General features: G+C 65.7%; 14 protein-coding genes and 1 tRNA gene. 6 read left to right on the top strand and 9 right to left on the bottom strand.

Annotation, left to right across the window (positions count from 1 at the left end):
• Nucleotides 1-142: 142 nt before the first annotated feature.
• The gene (gene mfd / locus M5C98_RS15075) at nucleotides 143-3,616 is read right to left on the bottom strand and encodes a transcription-repair coupling factor (protein WP_272548255.1); all 3,474 of its coding nucleotides are present in this window, start codon (nucleotides 3,614-3,616) and stop codon (nucleotides 143-145) included.
• Between the two features lie 152 nt (nucleotides 3,617-3,768).
• Here mfd and M5C98_RS15070 point away from each other — a divergent pair, with 152 nt between their 5' ends.
• Both M5C98_RS15070 and ispF read left to right on the top strand, forming a co-directional pair.
• Complete coding sequence (locus M5C98_RS15070; protein ID WP_272548254.1) at nucleotides 3,769-4,614, top strand: IspD/TarI family cytidylyltransferase; 846 nt, start codon at nucleotides 3,769-3,771, stop codon at nucleotides 4,612-4,614.
• A gap of 30 nt (nucleotides 4,615-4,644) precedes the next feature.
• On the top strand, nucleotides 4,645-5,133 hold the full coding sequence (ispF, locus tag M5C98_RS15065) for a 2-C-methyl-D-erythritol 2,4-cyclodiphosphate synthase (protein WP_272548253.1): 489 nt from the start codon (nucleotides 4,645-4,647) through the stop codon (nucleotides 5,131-5,133).
• On the opposite strand, the gene M5C98_RS15060 is transcribed toward ispF, so the two are convergent.
• A complete protein-coding gene (locus M5C98_RS15060) occupies nucleotides 5,114-6,613 on the bottom strand; it encodes a sensor histidine kinase (RefSeq protein WP_272548252.1) in 1,500 nt (499 codons plus the stop codon). The genes ispF and M5C98_RS15060 overlap by 20 nt on opposite strands.
• 77 nt (nucleotides 6,614-6,690) lie before the next feature.
• Nucleotides 6,691-7,422 carry an osmolarity response regulator transcription factor OmpR gene (gene ompR / locus M5C98_RS15055; protein ID WP_092745405.1) on the bottom strand — a complete coding sequence of 244 codons (732 nt, stop codon included), beginning with the start codon at nucleotides 7,420-7,422 and terminating at the stop codon, nucleotides 6,691-6,693.
• A gap of 216 nt (nucleotides 7,423-7,638) precedes the next feature.
• Here ompR and M5C98_RS15050 point away from each other — a divergent pair, with 216 nt between their 5' ends.
• Complete coding sequence (locus tag M5C98_RS15050; protein WP_272548251.1) at nucleotides 7,639-8,355, top strand: SIMPL domain-containing protein; 717 nt, start codon at nucleotides 7,639-7,641, stop codon at nucleotides 8,353-8,355.
• Nucleotides 8,356-8,452: 97 nt separating this feature from the next.
• On the opposite strand, the gene M5C98_RS15045 is transcribed toward M5C98_RS15050, so the two are convergent.
• The gene (locus M5C98_RS15045) at nucleotides 8,453-9,235 is read right to left on the bottom strand and encodes a 3-hydroxybutyrate dehydrogenase (RefSeq protein ID WP_272548250.1); all 783 of its coding nucleotides are present in this window, start codon (nucleotides 9,233-9,235) and stop codon (nucleotides 8,453-8,455) included.
• Nucleotides 9,236-9,304: 69 nt separating this feature from the next.
• Here M5C98_RS15045 and M5C98_RS15040 point away from each other — a divergent pair, with 69 nt between their 5' ends.
• The 3 genes from M5C98_RS15040 to M5C98_RS15030 all read left to right on the top strand — a co-directional run bounded on the left by M5C98_RS15040 (nucleotide 9,305) and on the right by M5C98_RS15030 (nucleotide 12,656).
• Nucleotides 9,305-10,255, top strand: coding sequence for an alpha/beta fold hydrolase (locus M5C98_RS15040; RefSeq protein WP_272553296.1), 951 nt, complete (start codon nucleotides 9,305-9,307; stop codon nucleotides 10,253-10,255).
• A gap of 5 nt (nucleotides 10,256-10,260) precedes the next feature.
• On the top strand, nucleotides 10,261-12,510 hold the full coding sequence (locus M5C98_RS15035) for a RelA/SpoT family protein (protein ID WP_442867287.1): 2,250 nt from the start codon (nucleotides 10,261-10,263) through the stop codon (nucleotides 12,508-12,510).
• 69 nt (nucleotides 12,511-12,579) lie between these two features.
• Nucleotides 12,580-12,656, top strand: a tRNA-Val gene (locus M5C98_RS15030).
• A gap of 90 nt (nucleotides 12,657-12,746) precedes the next feature.
• Here the strand turns inward: M5C98_RS15030 and M5C98_RS15025 are convergent.
• The 5 genes from M5C98_RS15025 to M5C98_RS15005 form a co-directional block, all read right to left on the bottom strand.
• The gene (locus M5C98_RS15025) at nucleotides 12,747-13,907 is read right to left on the bottom strand and encodes a tyrosine-type recombinase/integrase (RefSeq protein ID WP_272548249.1); all 1,161 of its coding nucleotides are present in this window, start codon (nucleotides 13,905-13,907) and stop codon (nucleotides 12,747-12,749) included.
• Nucleotides 13,886-14,101 carry an excisionase gene (locus M5C98_RS15020; protein WP_272548248.1) on the bottom strand — a complete coding sequence of 72 codons (216 nt, stop codon included), beginning with the start codon at nucleotides 14,099-14,101 and terminating at the stop codon, nucleotides 13,886-13,888. The genes M5C98_RS15025 and M5C98_RS15020 overlap by 22 nt, the downstream gene beginning before the upstream one ends.
• Nucleotides 14,102-14,198: 97 nt before the next feature.
• Complete coding sequence (locus M5C98_RS15015; RefSeq protein ID WP_272548247.1) at nucleotides 14,199-14,573, bottom strand: hypothetical protein; 375 nt, start codon at nucleotides 14,571-14,573, stop codon at nucleotides 14,199-14,201.
• A complete protein-coding gene (locus tag M5C98_RS15010) occupies nucleotides 14,566-15,750 on the bottom strand; it encodes a hypothetical protein (protein ID WP_272548246.1) in 1,185 nt (394 codons plus the stop codon). Before M5C98_RS15010 ends, M5C98_RS15015 begins: the two co-directional genes overlap by 8 nt.
• On the bottom strand, nucleotides 15,747-16,547 hold the full coding sequence (locus tag M5C98_RS15005) for a hypothetical protein (RefSeq protein WP_272548245.1): 801 nt from the start codon (nucleotides 16,545-16,547) through the stop codon (nucleotides 15,747-15,749). The genes M5C98_RS15010 and M5C98_RS15005 overlap by 4 nt, the downstream gene beginning before the upstream one ends.
• Nucleotides 16,548-16,699 lie beyond the last annotated feature (152 nt).

The raw sequence follows: 16,699 nt of genomic DNA, 5'->3' as shown, positions 1-16,699 counted from the left end.
TCGATCTGTGATCCGGACGCTATTATTTTTATAGCGCCATGCCCTGGTACCAATTGCGCTCAGGGCTGATTTCGCTCCAATTAAAAAGGGTCTGGACAAGGGGCCTGCCTCGGTCGCCACGGCCATCGCCCCAAGCCCTCCGTCAGGCGGGAGCGCCCTGCGCCAGCGGCTGCCCCAGGCTGCGCAGCACGTCGCGCACCATCTGTACCCGGTCCTTGGGCTCGGGTAGCTCGCGTTCGATGCGCAGCTTCTCGTTGCCCGCCAGCTTGATGTGCTTGTTCTTCTGGATCAGGTGGATGATGTTCATCGGATCGATCGGCGGCTTCGGCTTGAAGGTGATGTGGATCACGCCGGGCGCCGCATCCACCTTGACCACGCCATAGGGCTGGCTTAAGGCACGCAGGCGGTGCACGTCGATCAGGGTCTGCGCCTGCGGCGGCAGCTTGCCGAAGCGGTCCACGATCTCCTCCAGCAGGCTGTCGATCTGGTCGGTGGTCCTGGCGGTGGCGAGCTTCTTGTAGAACGACAGGCGCAGGTGCACGTCGCCGCAGTAGTCGCTGGGCAGCAGCGCGGGCGCGTGCAGGTTGATGTCGGTGGTGACGGACAGCGGCGCCAGCAGGTCGGGCTCCTTGCCGGCCTTGAGCGAGCGCACCGCCTCCGACAGCATCTCGTTGTAGAGCTGGAATCCCACCTCCAGCATGTTGCCGCTCTGGTTTTCGCCGAGCACTTCGCCCGCGCCGCGGATCTCCAGGTCGTGCATGGCCAGGTAGAAGCCGCTGCCCAGCTCTTCCATCTGCTGGATGGCGTCGAGCCGCTGCGCGGCATGCTTGGTCAGGCCCTCGATGTCCGGCACCATGAGGTAGGCATAGGCCTGGTGGTGGCTGCGGCCCACGCGGCCGCGCAGCTGGTGCAGCTGCGCCAGGCCGAACTTGTCGGCTCGGCTCATGATGATGGTGTTGGCCGTGGGCACGTCGATGCCGGTCTCGATGATGGTCGAGCACAGCAGGATGTTGTAGCGCTGCGCCACGAAATCGCGCATGACCTTTTCCAGCTCGCGCTCGGGCATCTGGCCGTGCGCCACGGCGATGCGGGCCTCGGGCAATATCTCTTCCAGCTTCTGGCGCCGGTTCTCGATGGTCTCCACCTCGTTGTGCAGGAAGTAGCACTGCCCGCCGCGCTTCAATTCGCGCAGCACGGCCTCGCGGATCACGCCCGTGCCCTCGTTGCGCACGAAGGTCTTGATGGCCAGGCGGCGCTGGGGCGCCGTGGCGATCACGGACAGGTCGCGCAGGCCTTCCAGTGCCATGCCCAGCGTGCGCGGAATGGGCGTGGCGGTCAGGGTGAGCACGTCCACCTCGGCGCGCAGCGCCTTCATCTGCTCCTTGTGGCGCACGCCGAAGCGGTGCTCCTCGTCGATGATGAGCAGCCCCAGGTTGTGGAATTTTGTGGATTCGGAGAGCAGCTTGTGCGTGCCCACCACGATGTCCACCGTGCCGTCGCCGATGCCCTTGATGGCGGCCGTGATCTCCTTGCCCGAACGAAAGCGCGACACCTCGGCCACCTTCACCGGCCATTTGCCGAAGCGGTCCATCAGCGTCTGGTAGTGCTGCTCGGCCAGCAGCGTGGTGGGTGCGAGGAACGCCACCTGCTTGCCGCCCGTGACGGCCACGAAGGCCGCGCGCAGGGCCACCTCGGTTTTGCCGAAGCCCACGTCGCCGCAGACCAGGCGGTCCATGGGGCGGGGCGAGATCATGTCCTGGATGACGGCGTGGATGGCGGCGTTCTGGTCGGCCGTTTCCTCGAAGCCGAAGTCGTTGGCGAACTGCTCGTAGTCCTGCGGCGAGTAGCGGAAGGCGTGGCCTTCGCGCGCCGCGCGGCGGGCGTAGATGTTGAGCAGTTCGGCCGCGGAGTCGCGCACCTGCTCGGCCGCCTTGCGCTTGGCCTTCTCCCACTGGCCGCTGCCCAGCTTGTGCAGCGGCGCCTCGTCGGCGCTCACGCCCGTGTAGCGGCTGATGAGCTGCAGCTGGCTGACGGGCACGTACAGCACCGCCTTGTCGGCGTATTCGAGGTGCAAAAATTCCTGCAGCGCGGGCGTGCCGTCGGGGTTCTTCTGGCCCACGTCCATGTTGATGAGCCCGTGGTAGCGGCCGATGCCATGCGCGCTGTGCACCACCGGGTCGCCCACGTTGAGCTCGGACAGGTCCTTGATCAGGGCCTCGACATCGCTCACCTGCTCCTGCTTCTTGCGCCGGCGCGTGGTGGCGCCGGCGGCGAACAGCTCGGTCTCGGTCACGAAGTCGATGCCGTCGCCGAGCCAGCTGAAGCCCGTGGTGACGGCGGCGGTGGCAATGCCCACCTTTTCCTCGGCATGGGCCTGGAACTCGGCCAGCGAATCGAAGGCCGGCGGGCTCAATTGGGAAGCGCGCAGGAAATCGAGCAGGCTCTCGCGCCGCCCGGCGCTTTCCGCCAGCAGCAGCACGCGGTGCGGGGTGTTGCGGATGTGGGCGTGCAGGCGCGCCAGCGGGTCTTCGGCGCCGCGCGCCACCGACAGGTCGCCCAGCTTCTGGAAATGGGCGTTGTCGGCGATGTCCTCCACCCCCGGGCGCAAGGCGAGCTGCGCGTGCGCGTTGGCCCGGGTATAGAACTGCTCGGTGGTGAGGAACAGCGTCTCGGGCGGCAGGGCCGGGCGGTCCGGGTCGCCCTGGATCAGGCGATAGCGGTCCTTCGTGTCCTGCCAGAACCGCTGGAAGGCCGGCTCCAGGTCGCCGTGCAGCACCACGGTGGCCTCGGCGCCGAGGTAGTCGAACACGGTCGCCGTCTCGTCGAAGAAGAGCGGCAGGTAGTACTCGATGCCCGCGGTGGCCACGCCGTTGCCCATGTCCTTGTAGATGCGGCTCTTGGTCGGGTCGCCCTCCAGCATCTCGCGCCAGCGGCCGCGGAATTTGGCCCGCGCTTCGTCGTCCATCGGGAATTCGCGGCCCGGCAGCAGGCGCACTTCCGGCACGGGGTACAGGCTGCGCTGGCTGTCCGGATCGAAGGTGCGGATGCTGTCGATCTCGTCGTCGAACAGGTCCACGCGGTAGGGCACGAGCGAGCCCATGGGAAAGAGGTCGATCAGCCCGCCGCGCACCGCGTATTCGCCCGGGCTCACCACCTGCGACACATGGGAGTAGCCCGCCAGCGTGAGCTGCGCCTTGAACTTCGCCTCGTCCAGCTTCTGCTTGACCTTGAAGTGGAAGGTATAGCCCGCCAGGAACGAGGGCGGCGCCACCCGGTACAGCGCCGTGGTGGCTGGCACCAGCACCACGTCCGCTTCGCCCTGGCTGATGCGCCACAGCGTGGCCAGGCGCTCGCTGATCAGGTCCTGGTGCGGGGAGAACGTGTCGTAGGGCAGCGTCTCCCAGTCGGGAAACAGCGCGCAGCGCAGTTCGGGGGCGAAGAACGCCATCTCTTCGATGAGGCGCCGCGCATCGGTCGCGTCGGCCGTCACGATGGCGGTGGTGCGCCGCGCGGCTTTTTCTCGCTCGCCCAGGCGCGCCAGCAGCAGGGCATCGGCGCTGCCGACCGGGCGTGGCAGAGTGAAACGTTTTCCGGGGATGAGTTTGGGGAGGTCCATGCGGTGGCGGTGCGTCGTGCCCGGGCCACCGGCCCCGGGGGCGCGGTGTGCGCGGCGGTCGGGCGGTGTGGGCGAGTGGCAATTCTAGGCGGCCGGGCTCTCGGCGCACGTTGCCAGATGGGGACGCCCGCCGCTCCTACAATGGCCGCCCCATGACCGATCTGCTCCCGCACCTTTCGCCGCCACCGCTCTCCGGCCAGGGGCGCTTCTGGGCCCTGGTGCCCTGTGCCGGCGTGGGCGCCCGCGCGGTAGCGCCTTCGGGGATGGACCGGGGCGCGCCAGGCCAGGGGCCGGTGCTGCCCAAGCAGTACCAGCCGGTGGCCGGGCATCCCATGGTGCTGCACACCCTGGCCGCGTTCGCCGGCGTGGGGCGGCTGCTCGGCACGCTGGTGGCCGTGGCCCCGGGCGACGGTTTTTTCGACGGCCAGCCGCAGCCCACCTTCTTCGTGGCGCCCTGCGGGGGCGCCACCCGCGCGGCGACGGTGCTGGGCGGCCTGCGGGTGCTGGAAGAGCGCGGCGCGCTGCCCGAGGACTGGGTGCTGGTGCACGACGCGGCGCGCTGCCTCGTCACCACGGCGCAGATCGACGCGTTGATCGACGCCTGCGCCGACGACGCCGTGGGCGGGCTGCTGGCCCACAAGCTGGCCGATACGCTCAAGACCGCGATCGACGGCCCGGGCGGCGTGCGCGTGTCCTCCACGGTGGACCGCACCGACAAATGGCTCGCCCAGACGCCCCAGATGTTCCGCCTCGGGCCGCTGCGGCAGGCGCTGGAGCACCTGGGGCCTGCTGCCACCGACGAAGCGAGCGCCATGGAGGCCATGGGCCTGCACCCGCGCCTGGTGCCAGGCGGTGCGCAGAACTTCAAGGTGACCTACCCGGCCGACTTCGCGCTGGCCGAGGCGGTGCTGGCGCAGCGCATGCATGCCGCCACCCTGGACCGCTTCGGCGGCGTCCGGGGCGAAGCCTCGGCCGTGCCGGGCAAGACGATTTTTTAGGCGCGCGGAGCGCCTGCAGGAACCCAAACGATGAACATCCGAATCGGCGAAGGCTGGGACGTGCACGCGCTGGTGCCGGGGCGCCGCCTCGTCATCGGCGGCGTGGACGTGCCGCACACCATGGGCCTGCTCGGCCATTCCGATGCCGACGTGCTGCTGCACGCCATCACCGATGCGCTGCTGGGCGCGGCCGCCCTGGGGGACATCGGCAGCCACTTCCCGGACACCGACCCCACGTTCAAGGGGGCCGATTCCGTGGCGCTGCTGGTGGAGGCTGCGCGGCGCGTGCGCGCCCAGGGGTACGAGATCGGCAACATCGACAGCACGGTGATCGCGCAGGCACCACGCCTGGCCGCCCACATCCCCGCGATGCGGGCCCGCATCGCGCAGGCGCTGTCACTCCAAGAAGATCAGGTCAACGTGAAGGCCAAGACCGCCGAGCGGCTGGGCCCGGTCGGGCAGGGCCTCGCTATGGAGGCCCGGGCTGCGACGCTGCTGTTCAGACCTTCGCCGGCTTAGGACGCCGCGGAGGCAGGTTGCGCTTGATCTGAGGGCGCTGCAGGCGCTGCTTGGGGTCCTTGCCGCCGGGCAGATCGGCCGCCCGCTGCAACTGGATGTGGGCCACGAGCCCGCCCGATCCCGAATTGGCCAGGGCGAAGATGCCGCCCATGCGTTGCACCGTCTTGTCCACGATGGACAGGCCCAGCCCCGCGCCGGCGGCCGCCGTGCGGGCCGAGTTGCCGCGGAAAAAAGGCTTGGTGAGGTTGGCCAGCTGCTCCGGCGGCACGCCCGGGCCGTGGTCGCGCACCTTGATGAGCACCCATTTCTCGCGCCCCTTGGCCGCGATGTCCACGGTGGCCGTACCGCTGTCGTGCGTCTTGCCGTAGCGGCGGGCGTTCTCCAGCAGGTTGGAGATCACGCGCGCCAGCTCCACCTCGTCGGCCAGCACGTTCAGGTCTTCGGGCACGTTCATCGAGATCTGAAGTTCACGGTGGTCCTGCACGGCGTACACGCACGACGACACCACGCCATGCAGGTTGACCGGGTTCAGGGTCACGTTGTCGGGCCGGGCGTAGTCGAGGAACTTGTCGATGGTGGCGTCGAGCTGCACGATGTCGGCCACCATGTGCTCGCGGGCCACGTTGTCCGACACGCTCATCTCGGTTTCCAGCCGCAAGCGGGCCAGCGGCGTGCGCAAATCGTGCGAGATGCCGGCCAGCATCACGGCGCGGTCCTGCTCCAGCTTGGCGAGCTTTTGCGCCATGCGGTTGAAGCCGATGTTCACCTCGCGGATTTCACTGGTCACGGCTTCTTCGTCGAGCTGGCTGGCGGCGAAGTCGCCATCGCGCACGCGGTTGGCGGCATACGACAGCTGCTTGAGCGGCCGGTTGATCAGGCGCGCGATGGCGGCAGCGCCCGCCAGCGACAGGGCTGCGGCGGTGATGAGCCAGATCATCCACGTCTTGCCGCCAGCCGCACTCAGGCGGGATCGGTCCATCAGCAGCCAGTTGGGGTCGCCGTTGATGGTGAAGCCCACCCACAGGCCGCTTTCGCCATTGACGTTGCTCGCCACGATGGTGCCCGGCCCGAGCCGGGTGGTGAGTTCTTCGGTCAGCCGCATGCCGAGCGCCGAGGCGTCCAGCAGGTCGAAGCGGTCGGACGGCTCGCGCGGCAGGATGCGAACGCCTTCCTGGTCGGCCATGGTCTTGATCAGCGAGACGCGTGCGATCGCATCGGCATGCACCAGCGCGGCGCGGCTCAGGTTCACCAGCGATGCGATCTGCTGCGCTGTTTGCAGGGTGCGCGGCTCGAACTCCAGCGCGCGCAGCGTCTGCAGCCACGCCAGGATGCTGCCCACCAGCAGCAGCGCCAGCAGGAAAAAAGTGCGCCAGAAAAGATTCAGCCCCACCCGCGCACGCTGCGCCCGCAGGTACACGGGGGCCTCCAGGGGGGCCGGGCTGGTGGCGTCGGATGACGCGGCTTCGTGGTTGGCGCTCATGTCGTGAAAATCATCAGGAAATTGCCGAAGGCCAGTGGGCGCCACGGCTTGAACGCGGCCCTCGGCAAATGGGTCCATCAGCTCGTGCCGTCCGGCACGAACACGTAGCCTACGCCCCAAACGGTCTGGATGTAGCGGGGCGCCGCAGCGTCCACCTCGACCAGCTTGCGCAAGCGGGACACCTGCACGTCCAGGCTGCGGTCGAACGGCTCGAATTCACGGCCACGCGCCAGCAGGGCCAGCTTTTCCCGAGACAGGGGCTGCCGCGGGTGGCGGACCAGCGCTTTCAGCATGGCGAACTCGCCGGTGGTGAGCGGAAGCTCTTCACCATTGCGCTGCAATGCGCGCGTACCGAGATCGAACGTGAAAGGACCGAAGGTGACGACCTCGTTGTCGCCCGACGGGGCACCGGGCGCCTCCTGTGGCGGCCTGCGGCGCAGCACCGCATGGATGCGGGCCAGCAGTTCGCGGGGGTTGAACGGCTTGCCCAGGTAGTCGTCGGCGCCCACTTCCAGGCCCACGATGCGGTCCACGTCCTCGCCTTTGGCGGTCAGCATGATGATGGGAGTGCGATCGTTGGCCGCGCGAAGGCGGCGGCAGATCGATAGGCCGTCTTCGCCGGGCATCATCAGGTCGAGCACGATGAGGTCCACGGTTTCGCGCAGCAGAATGCGGTTGAGGGCCTTGCCGTCTTCCGCAACCATGACTTCGAAGCCTTCTTGCGTGAGATAGCGCCGCAGCAAATCGCGAATGCGGGCGTCGTCATCCACCACGAGAATCTTGTCGGTACGGTTGGTTGTTGAGGCCATTTGTTTCCCAAGTCCTATTTGTAACAGAGCCGATTCTGACCACCTTGAACCGCGAAGTTCGGGTTTTTGCCAGATACCTGACTAACTGTTACAAGTTTTGCCCAGCCACGCAAAGACGCTATCGGGCCTTTACCGCCGATTGATGCAGACCGGTTACTGTGGCGCTCCAGGGTGTTCGATACATCCGCCAACCATTCCCTCGGAAGGATTCAAAAAATGAAAATTGCTACAAAAATAATAGCTGCTGGTGCATTGTTGGCTTGCGCTGGTGCCTCTTTTTCTCAAAACACCATGCAGCCGCCGCCGCAGAATGTGCTGCAGTTGTCCGCCACCGGCACCGTGGAGGTGCAGCAGGACTTGCTGGTGCTCACGCTGGCCACCAACAAAGAGGGTGCGGACGCGGCAACGGTGCAGACCCAGCTCAAGCAAGCGCTGGACTCCGCGTTGGCAGAAGCCAAGCGCGCGGCCCAGCCGGACCAGATGGACGTGCGGACCGGCGCGTTCGGCATGTACCCGCGCTACGGCAAGGAAGGCAAGATCAACGGCTGGCAAGGCCGCGCCGAGCTGATCCTGCAAGGCCGTGATTTCTCGCGCATCACTACCACCGCCGGCAAGATCCAGTCCATGCCGATCAGCCAGATCGCCTTCGATCTGTCGCGCGAGGCCCGCGAGAAGGTGGAAGGCGAGGCGCAGACCAAGGCCATCGAGCAGTTCAAGTCTCGCGCCAATGAACTGGCGCGGGGCTTCGGCTTCAGCGGCTACACGCTGCGCGAGGTGGCGGTGAATAGCAACGAGATGATTCCGGGCCCCCGGCCGCGCATGATGGCCATGGAAGCCAAGATGTCGTCGATGTCCGCCGATGCGCCCGTACCAGTGGAAGCCGGCAAGGCGCAGGTGGTGGTGAACGTCTCCGGCGCCGTGCAACTGCGCTGAGGGGTTGGCGGGCTGACGCCCGCGCCGGATCGTCTCCTGCCCAGGCTGCCAGGGCAGGGGCCCCCCGGCAATCGGGCGGCGAATGGGATTTTCGCTATTACTGTGCGGCCCAGCCGCCATCCATGTTCCAGGCGGCGCCGCGGACATTGCTGGCCGCCGACGAGCAGAAGAACACCGCCAGTTCGCCCAGCTCTTCGGGCGTGGTGAACTGCAGCGAGGGTTCCTTTTCGCTCAGCAACTGCTTCTTGGCGTCTTCGTTCGACAGGCCCTGTTCGGCGGCCTTGGCATCGACCTGTTTTTGCACCAGCGGCGTGAGCACCCAGCCGGGGCATATCGCATTGCAGGTCACGCCCGTGGTGGCGGTTTCCAGCGCAGTCACTTTCGTCAGGCCCACGAGGCCATGCTTGGCCGCCACATAGGCTGCCTTCTGGGCCGAAGCCACCAGCCCGTGCACCGAGGCGATGTTGATGATGCGTCCCCAGTTGGCCGCCTTCATCGGAGGCAGGACCAGGCGCGAGGTGTGGAAGGCGCTGGTCAGGTTGATCGCCAGGATGGCGTCCCACTTCTCGACGGGAAAGTCCTCCACGTTCGCCACGTGCTGGATGCCCGCGTTGTTGACCAGGATGTCCACGCGCCCGAACTGGCTGGCGCTGTACTTCATCATGTCTTCGATGTCCGCTGCGCGGCTCATGTCGGCGCCGTGGTAGGCCACCTGAGCGCCGCGGCTTTCGCCGGCCGCCAGCACTTCGGCTCGGGGGCCGTCCACATCGCCGAAACCATTGAGCACGACGTTGGCGCCCTGGCGCGCGAGCGCCTTGGCGATGCCCAGTCCGATGCCGCTCGTGGAGCCGGTGACGAGGGCGGTTTTGCCTTGAAGCATGTGAGTCTCTCCGAATGAATTAGGATGAACGCAACCATTATCGAGCGCCCCCGTGACGAATTCGTTCCCATGACCGAGCCTACGCTGAATTACGTGAATTGCCCTGGAATCGCTGCCAAGGAGGCCGCGGTGGACAGTGCAGCCGCCAGCCATCGCATGGCCTATTGGGAATGGAACGCGACGGGCCAGCCGGACCATCCCCATGTGGCGGTTTGCGTGCATGGCCTGTCGCGCCAGGGGCGCGATTTCGATGTGCTGGCCCGTCGCCTGTCCCGTCATGCCCGTGTGATCTGTCCCGACGTGGCCGGCCGCGGCCGCAGCGACTGGTTCGCCGACCCCATGGCCTATCAGGTGCCGGTGTATGCCGCCGACATGCTGGCCCTGCTCTCGCAGGTGCAGGGCCAGGCATCCATCCAGCACCTGGACTGGGTGGGCACCAGCATGGGCGGGCTGATCGGCATGGCGCTGTGCGGCCAGCCGGGGCTGCCGCTTCCCGTGCCGGTGCGCAGGCTGGTCCTCAACGATGTGGGGCCGGTGATCGAATGGAGCGCGCTCCAGCGCATCGGCCAGTACCTCGGGCGGCCCGCCCATTTCGCAACGGAGCAGCAGGCGGCAGACGCCTTGTGGGCGATTTCCTCCAGCTTCGGCCCCCATACGCCGGCGCAGTGGCTGGCGTTGTCGAGCGCCATGCTCCGGCCCGCACCCGAGGGCGGGTTCGTACTGCATTACGACCCGGCCATCGCCCTGCCGTTTCGCGCGATGACGCAAGAGGCAGCCCTCGCAGGCGAGGCGCAGCTGTGGCAGCTGTATGACCAAATCAGCGCGCGCACGCTGCTGCTGCGTGGCGCGCAGTCGGATCTGCTCTCGCCCTCGACGGCGCAAGCCATGTCGCAACGCGGGCCCCGAGCCCAGGTGGTGGAGTGGGGCGGTGTGGGGCACGCCCCGACGCTGGTGGCGGGCGAACAGGTGGATGTGGTCGAAGCGTTCCTCTTCGATCCCAGCGAAAGAGGTGGGCTGTGAAGAGCCTGTCCACCGCACCTCCCGCCACGCTGGGCCAGGGGGGCGCGGGGAGCGCGTCGCCCCGGTCCGATGCCGTGCCGCAGCTCATCGCTGCCACGGCGCTGTCGCTGCCTGAGCAGGCGGGCGCGCTGGCGCGGGCCCGGGCCTTTGCGGAACCGCTGCTGTCCAGCGAGACGCTGGAGACCGGTGAGAACACCTTTGCGCATGCCGAAGCCGTCGCCTCCATCCTCAAGAACATCGGTGGGTCGGAAGCCATGCAGGCGGCCAGCTATCTGGTGCATGCCTGCTCGCACTTGAACAAGCCCGAGGAGGTCATCGCCAAAGCCTTCGGGCAGAACTTTGCCGCCCTGGCTGTGGAGACCACCAAGCTCATGCGTGTGCAGCAGCAGGCGCGCGAAGCCCAGCTTGCCGGGCAGCCGGTGGACGACCCCGCCACGCAGACCGAGAACGTGCGCAAGATGCTGCTTGCTTTCTCCCGCGACCTGCGCGTGGTGATGCTGCGGCTGGCGTCGCGTCTGCAGACCCTGCGGTTCTACGCCGCTTCCAAGCGCGCGGTGTCACCCGGCATCGCGCGCGAAGCGCTGCAGGTATTCGCCCCGCTGGCCAACCGGCTCGGCATCTGGCAGATGAAGTGGGAACTGGAAGACCTGTCCTTTCGGTTCCTGGAGCCGGAGACCTATAAACAGGTCGCCCGGCTGCTGGACGAAAAGCGGGCCGAGCGCGAGGTGTACATGGAGCAGCTGCGCGGCCGGCTGGAGTCCGAACTGCGGGCTCGCAGCATCAGCGCCAGCGTGCAGGGCCGGCCCAAGCACATCTACAGCATCGTCAAGAAGATGCGCGGCAAGTCGCTCGACTTCGAGCATGTGTTCGACATTCGGGCGCTGCGGGTGGTGGTGCCTTCGGTGAAGGATTGCTATGCCGCGCTGTCGTGGGTGCACGAGCATTTCAAGCCCATCGACGCTGAGTTCGACGACTACATCGCCAAGCCCAAGCCCAACGGCTACCAGTCGCTGCACACGGTCGTGCGCGACGAGACGGGCAAGGCCATCGAAATCCAGATTCGCACCCAGGCCATGAACGACCACGCCGAGCACGGCGTGGCCGCCCACTGGGCCTACAAGGAGGCGGGCACCAAGGGCTATGCGGGCGTTTCGGCCTCCGGCGAATACGACGCCAAGATCGCGGTGCTGCGCCAGTTGCTGGCCTGGGAGCGGGACATGGCGGGCACCGTGCAGCACGGAGGGCTGTTCGAGGACCGCATCTACGTGCTCACGCCGGACGCCGCCGTGGTGGAGTTGCCGCAGGGCGCCACCCCCGTCGATTTCGCCTATGCGGTGCACACCAGCGTCGGCCACCGGTGCCGCGGTGCGCGCGTGGATGGGGCCATGGTGCCGCTCAACACGCCGCTGCAGAATGGGCAGACCGTGGAGATCACCACCGTCAAGGAAGGCCGCCCGTCGCGCGACTGGCTCAATGCCGAGTTGGGCTACCTCACCAGCCACCGGGCTCGCGCCAAGGTGCGCGCTTGGTTCAATGCGCAGGCCACGCACGAAACCACGGCGCGGGGCCGCGAGGCCGTGGAAAAGTTGCTGCAGCGCGAGGGCAAGACGGCCGTCAAGCTCGACGACCTGGCCGTGCAACTGGGCTTCAAGACCGCAGACGCCTTGTTCGAAGTGGTGGGCAAGGACGAGTTTTCGCTGCGCACCATCGAAACGCTGCTGCGCCCGCCGGAGCCCGTGCTGCAGCCCGACGACTACCTGTTGCTCAAGAAGTCGCGCACCTCCGAAACGGCCCCCAAGGGCGGGGTGTTGGTGGTGGGCATCGATTCGCTGATGACCCAGCTGGCCAAGTGCTGCAAGCCCGCGCCGCCCGACAGCATCCGGGGCTTCGTCACGCGCGGCAAGGGGGTGAGCGTGCACCGTGCCGACTGCAGTAATTTTCGCGAGATGGCAGCGCGAAGTGCCGAACGCGTCATCGAAGTGGAGTGGGGGCAGTCCAAGGCCGCAGCCGGTGCCGGCCCTTCGGTTTACCCCGTGGATGTGTCCGTCGAGGCGGCAGACCGGCAAGGCCTGCTGCGCGATATTTCCGAAGTCTTCGCCAGAGAAAAAACCAACGTGATCGGCGTTCAGACGCAGTCCGTGAAAGGTACCGCATGGATGACGTTCACCGTGGAGGTGTCGGATTCCGGACGGCTGAACAAAGTACTCGGCATCGTAGCCACGGTGCAGGGCGTGCGCTCTGCCCGGCGCCGTTGAAAGAAAGCCTGCAAACGTGTTCGGAACGCGTATTTTTTACTGCTACAATCTCGCTTCTCGAATACACACAGGCGCGTAGCTCAGCTGGTTAGAGCACCACCTTGACATGGTGGGGGTCGTTGGTTCGAGTCCAATCGCGCCTACCAAGTTTCTCCACTGAAAGGAACCAGCTTTCAGAATCTCGGGGAACTTGCAGGGAACTTCACAGGTTCCCATTCAGATTAAGCCGCCTTTTCCTAGGCGGCTTTTTCGTTTCTGAGTGCAGCTTCCAACTTCGCTTTTTCCCTCCCACGGTCTGCCCCGTCGATCCACTTGGCATAGACGCTGAATAGCATCTTGGCATTCTTATGCCCCATCTGCCTTGCGATGTACGCGGGGTTCACCCCCGCCGCGAGCGCATTGGCGGCATAGGTGTGCCGCGTTTGGTATGCGCGCCGGCGACGGATGCCCAGACGGCGCAAGCTAGGGGTCCAGTAGTGGTCGCGCTGGCTTCGCTCGTCATGCCACGGGCGGTTGGTCACCGGGTTCTGGAAAATGGCCGAATCCACTCCGCCCATGCATGTCCAGGGCTTCATTGTTTGCAGCGCGGCGACGGCCCGCGCCACAAGGTCCACGTCCCGCGCGTTATACGTCTTCAATTCCTTCTCTTCGCCTGCGGTGCGGGCGCGCTCCACGCGAATGGTCCCGTGGTTCCAGTCCACGTCACCCCACTGCAAAGCGATCAGCTCTTCCGGCCGCATGCCGGTGAGAAAGGCGAATTCGAAATAGGCGTGCACGCGCTGGTCGTAGCGTTCCCTCAAGTCGGCGAGGATGCGCTCCATCTCCGCAGTCGATAGCGGATCAGGTGCGGCCGCCTGGTGCTTGGAGTTCTCGATGCCTTCCATGGGGTTTTCCGTCTTCAGTTCTCGCCCAGCCAACATGAACACCCCACGCAGGGGTATCAGGTAGTTGTTCAGCAGCTTGGCAGACTTCCATGGGTAGCCGCCGACCTTGGCGGCCACCGTGGCATGGGTGAGTTTCTCCATCGGTGACTCTGCCCCCAGCAGGCCCTGCCAGATGGCAAGGGCGTTTTCATACTGGCTGAGGGTGCGTTTGGCCAAGCGCCCTTTAGTCTGCAGCCACAGTTCGCACCACTTGCCGAAATTCCTTTGCTCGGCGGCCGGGGCCACGCTGGCAGCTCTCGGGCTACCGGGGAAGAAGTCGGCCAGCACGAAGGTTCCCAGCCGAATCTTGTCCCGGATCTCGGCAGCAATACGGTGTGCGTGCTTCACGTTGGCAGCCGTGGGTGCGAGCGGTTTGCCAGCCATCGTCAGAGTCTCGCGGCACCGCGCGCCATCGTGCACGAAGAACAGTCGGATGCTTCTTTCCCGAACCTCTACTCCGTCTCTAAAACCCATGCCTCTATCCCCTTGGTGTCGATCCAAATGCGACCGTCGCGCCCGCGTCGCCATTCCTTCTTTTCCAGCCACAAGCCTCGTTCGATACGCTTTTCGATGGCCGCCGGTGAAAGCCCTGTCATGGCGGCGCACAGTTTGATGGTCACAAACCGAGCCGACTGCACGAACGGCTGGGTCGTCACTTCGGCTGTCATGGTTCTGCTCCTCCTGCAGGTTGCTGCTCACGTCTCGTTAACTGGACAGGGTCGGCTGTAATGTCGACTGGGCGCATCAGGTTCAACTGGGGTTGCTTCATGCATTCCCCTGGAGAAACGCCATACCGCCGACCAGAGGGAACGGCCAGCATGCTTGCAGCCGTGCCTTCGCTGCCTCCGCAGCTGCGATGAGATCGAGGCTCAGTTGCACATCGACAGTGAAACCGTTCCGATCTTTGAAGATGCGCTTGCGGCCCGGCTCGGCACCGCAGTAGTTACCCGTTCCGCGTCCGGCGCGTCTGCCATCCGGCGTGAACGTGCACATGGTCTTGGGATTGCCGGGCTGTCCGGGCAGTTCGCTCTGCTCCACCACCCCTGCAGCGACCAGCGCTTCGGCGGTGCCGCGGTAGACCATCGACCCATAGCCAGATGAGCGGAAGACGCCAGGGTGGATTTCAACGCGGTCAAGCATGCGCACCTCCCGATGGCAAAGCATCGAGCGCGTCCGATGCAATGCGGTAAGCGGATTCCAGGAGATAGGTGACTGCATGGAGACTCTGGCTGTCCAGACCGTTTGAGTTCACCCGCTTGCAGAGTGCAATGACGTTGCAAGCTGTGCCCTGAAGATCCGGCAGAACCCCTGTCCACGCATCGCCGAACTCTTTCGCCTCACCAGCATCAGCGTGCTTTTCGTGCAGCATGTCCATCAGCTCGCCTATCGCGAACACCTCTGTTGGCCCATTCTCGTTCTGGGCCATGCGGAGAACCTCGCAGGCGGCTTGGATATGGCCGATGACGGCGCGTGCGGCAGTGCGTGCTGCCAACACTGCAGGAGGTTCGGTTGCAGTCGCTGCCACTGGTGCCGAGCGTGAAGTGGGCAAATGCGCAGCCCCTCCCTGGTACGGCTGTTCACCAATCAGCGAATCCAGATGAAGGAAAGCGGTCTGGATGGATGCGACCCGCTCTCGGGTTGGCGCTTCGCCATCCGTGTGATTCGCTGCGTGGACGAGCGCCCTGATCGTGAGGAGGCTCTCGCTCTCCGAGTCGGTCTCGACGTCATCCAGCGTTTCAGCCACGTTGAGCGCGGCGAGCAAGATATGGCTGGCGTCGTCAGCGCGCTCTTCCACGTCTGTGGCGCGCCATGCGGCGTCGATCGCGTGCGTGAGCGCCTTGATCGAGGCTGCTACGGAAGCCGGCGCTGGCTCTACCTCGTCGCTGTCGCTAGGATCGTCTTGAAGCTCAGCCGGCACGGCCTGGGTGCCATCGGCACCAATTTCGCCGCCCAGGTACTCGGCGTAGGGGATCCTGTAGGCGTGTGGATACATCGTCCCAGCCGGGTTGGAGATGTAGTCCGAGAGCACCGCGCAGAAGCCGCGGAGCGCATCGTTTTGTAGAGCCGAGTCTCCCCCCGCGGCGTCAGCGATCCAGCCGTGCACGAAGTTGTCCTGGGGCTTTCCCTTGCGAATCCAGCGCATCCGATTCGGCTCTTCGGACTGGGCGTCATGGAAGTGCTGAGCTTCCTCCAAGCAGCCAATGGCCGAGTCGCGGCCCTTGATGAAGTCGCGCTCAACCGAGGAGGCCGGGGTCTTGCTGACTGCCGGTTTTGCGACCTTTCGAGTAGTCGGCCGGGTGATGGTGGCTGCGGTCATTCTGCTTCTCCGGCGTTGATCAGCGCTTCTACTGCTTGCTGATGCTCATAGGCTTGATCGCTGACGAATTCTGCGAAGTCGGGAAGAAATTCGGAAGCGCTGCCGTATGTCGCTACCCCCTCATTTCTCACCGCGGCCTGAAGCATCACGTTGAGGCAGGCAACTTGTGCAGCGCTAGTGGAGACGAACCGCTCCAGTTCTGCACGGTCGTCAAAGATCACATGGCCCGGCAGGTTGCGGCCGAAGGCAGCGTAAGAACCGGTCGCTTTGGCGATGTCCATGTCCGAGGGGCCGCGGCGGCGTTTCGGCGTGGGATCGTTTGCGCGTGCGCCGGCTTCGATTGCTGCCGCAGCCTCCACGCATGGATGCAGATGGAGGTCGTATCCGAGGGCTGTGTTGTTCAGCAACTCGAAAGCGGAGGTGATCAGCTCATGCCGGTGGATCGAGCCCGGGGCAGTCTGCCGCTCGATAGCGAGAGCGCCTGAGCATGCGCCAGCTGCGAAGAAGAAAACATCTTGTGGCTTGCCCAGCGCAACAGAGCCCTCAGAAGCCTGGAGCAACACCTTCTGCCCAAGTTGCAAGAGGGTTGAAGCGTAGGCGTCGCCATCTTCCTCGTGAATTAGTCCAGCCGCTTGTCCGAGCAACCCGGCACCAGCAGCGGCCACCGTCTGCTCGCTTGCGGTGAGCCTTTTCGACTGGGGTGTCTGATCAGCAGGTGCCGCGACACGGACTGGTGTTGCCTTGCGGCGGGCGAGGGCTTTTTTTGCGCGCACGGGCGCAGCTACGGTAGCATCCATAAAGGAACTCCTTCTGTGAAATGGTGGGTGGTTTCTAGAAGCCCGGGCAGGTCAGAGCGCCCGGGTTTCGCCTTTTGGGAGAGTTAGGTGCGAGTGCTTCGAGTGCGCCACAGCAGGCCTGCAGCCCAAGTGACGGACTCGACAGTCCCTGC

The sequence above is a fragment of the Acidovorax sp. NCPPB 3576 genome, assembly GCF_028473605.1.
In the GTDB taxonomy this organism is placed as follows: domain Bacteria; phylum Pseudomonadota; class Gammaproteobacteria; order Burkholderiales; family Burkholderiaceae_C; genus Paracidovorax.
The sequence above is the reverse complement of the archived record's forward strand: the minus strand, read 5'-3'. Positions and strand labels throughout refer to the sequence as shown.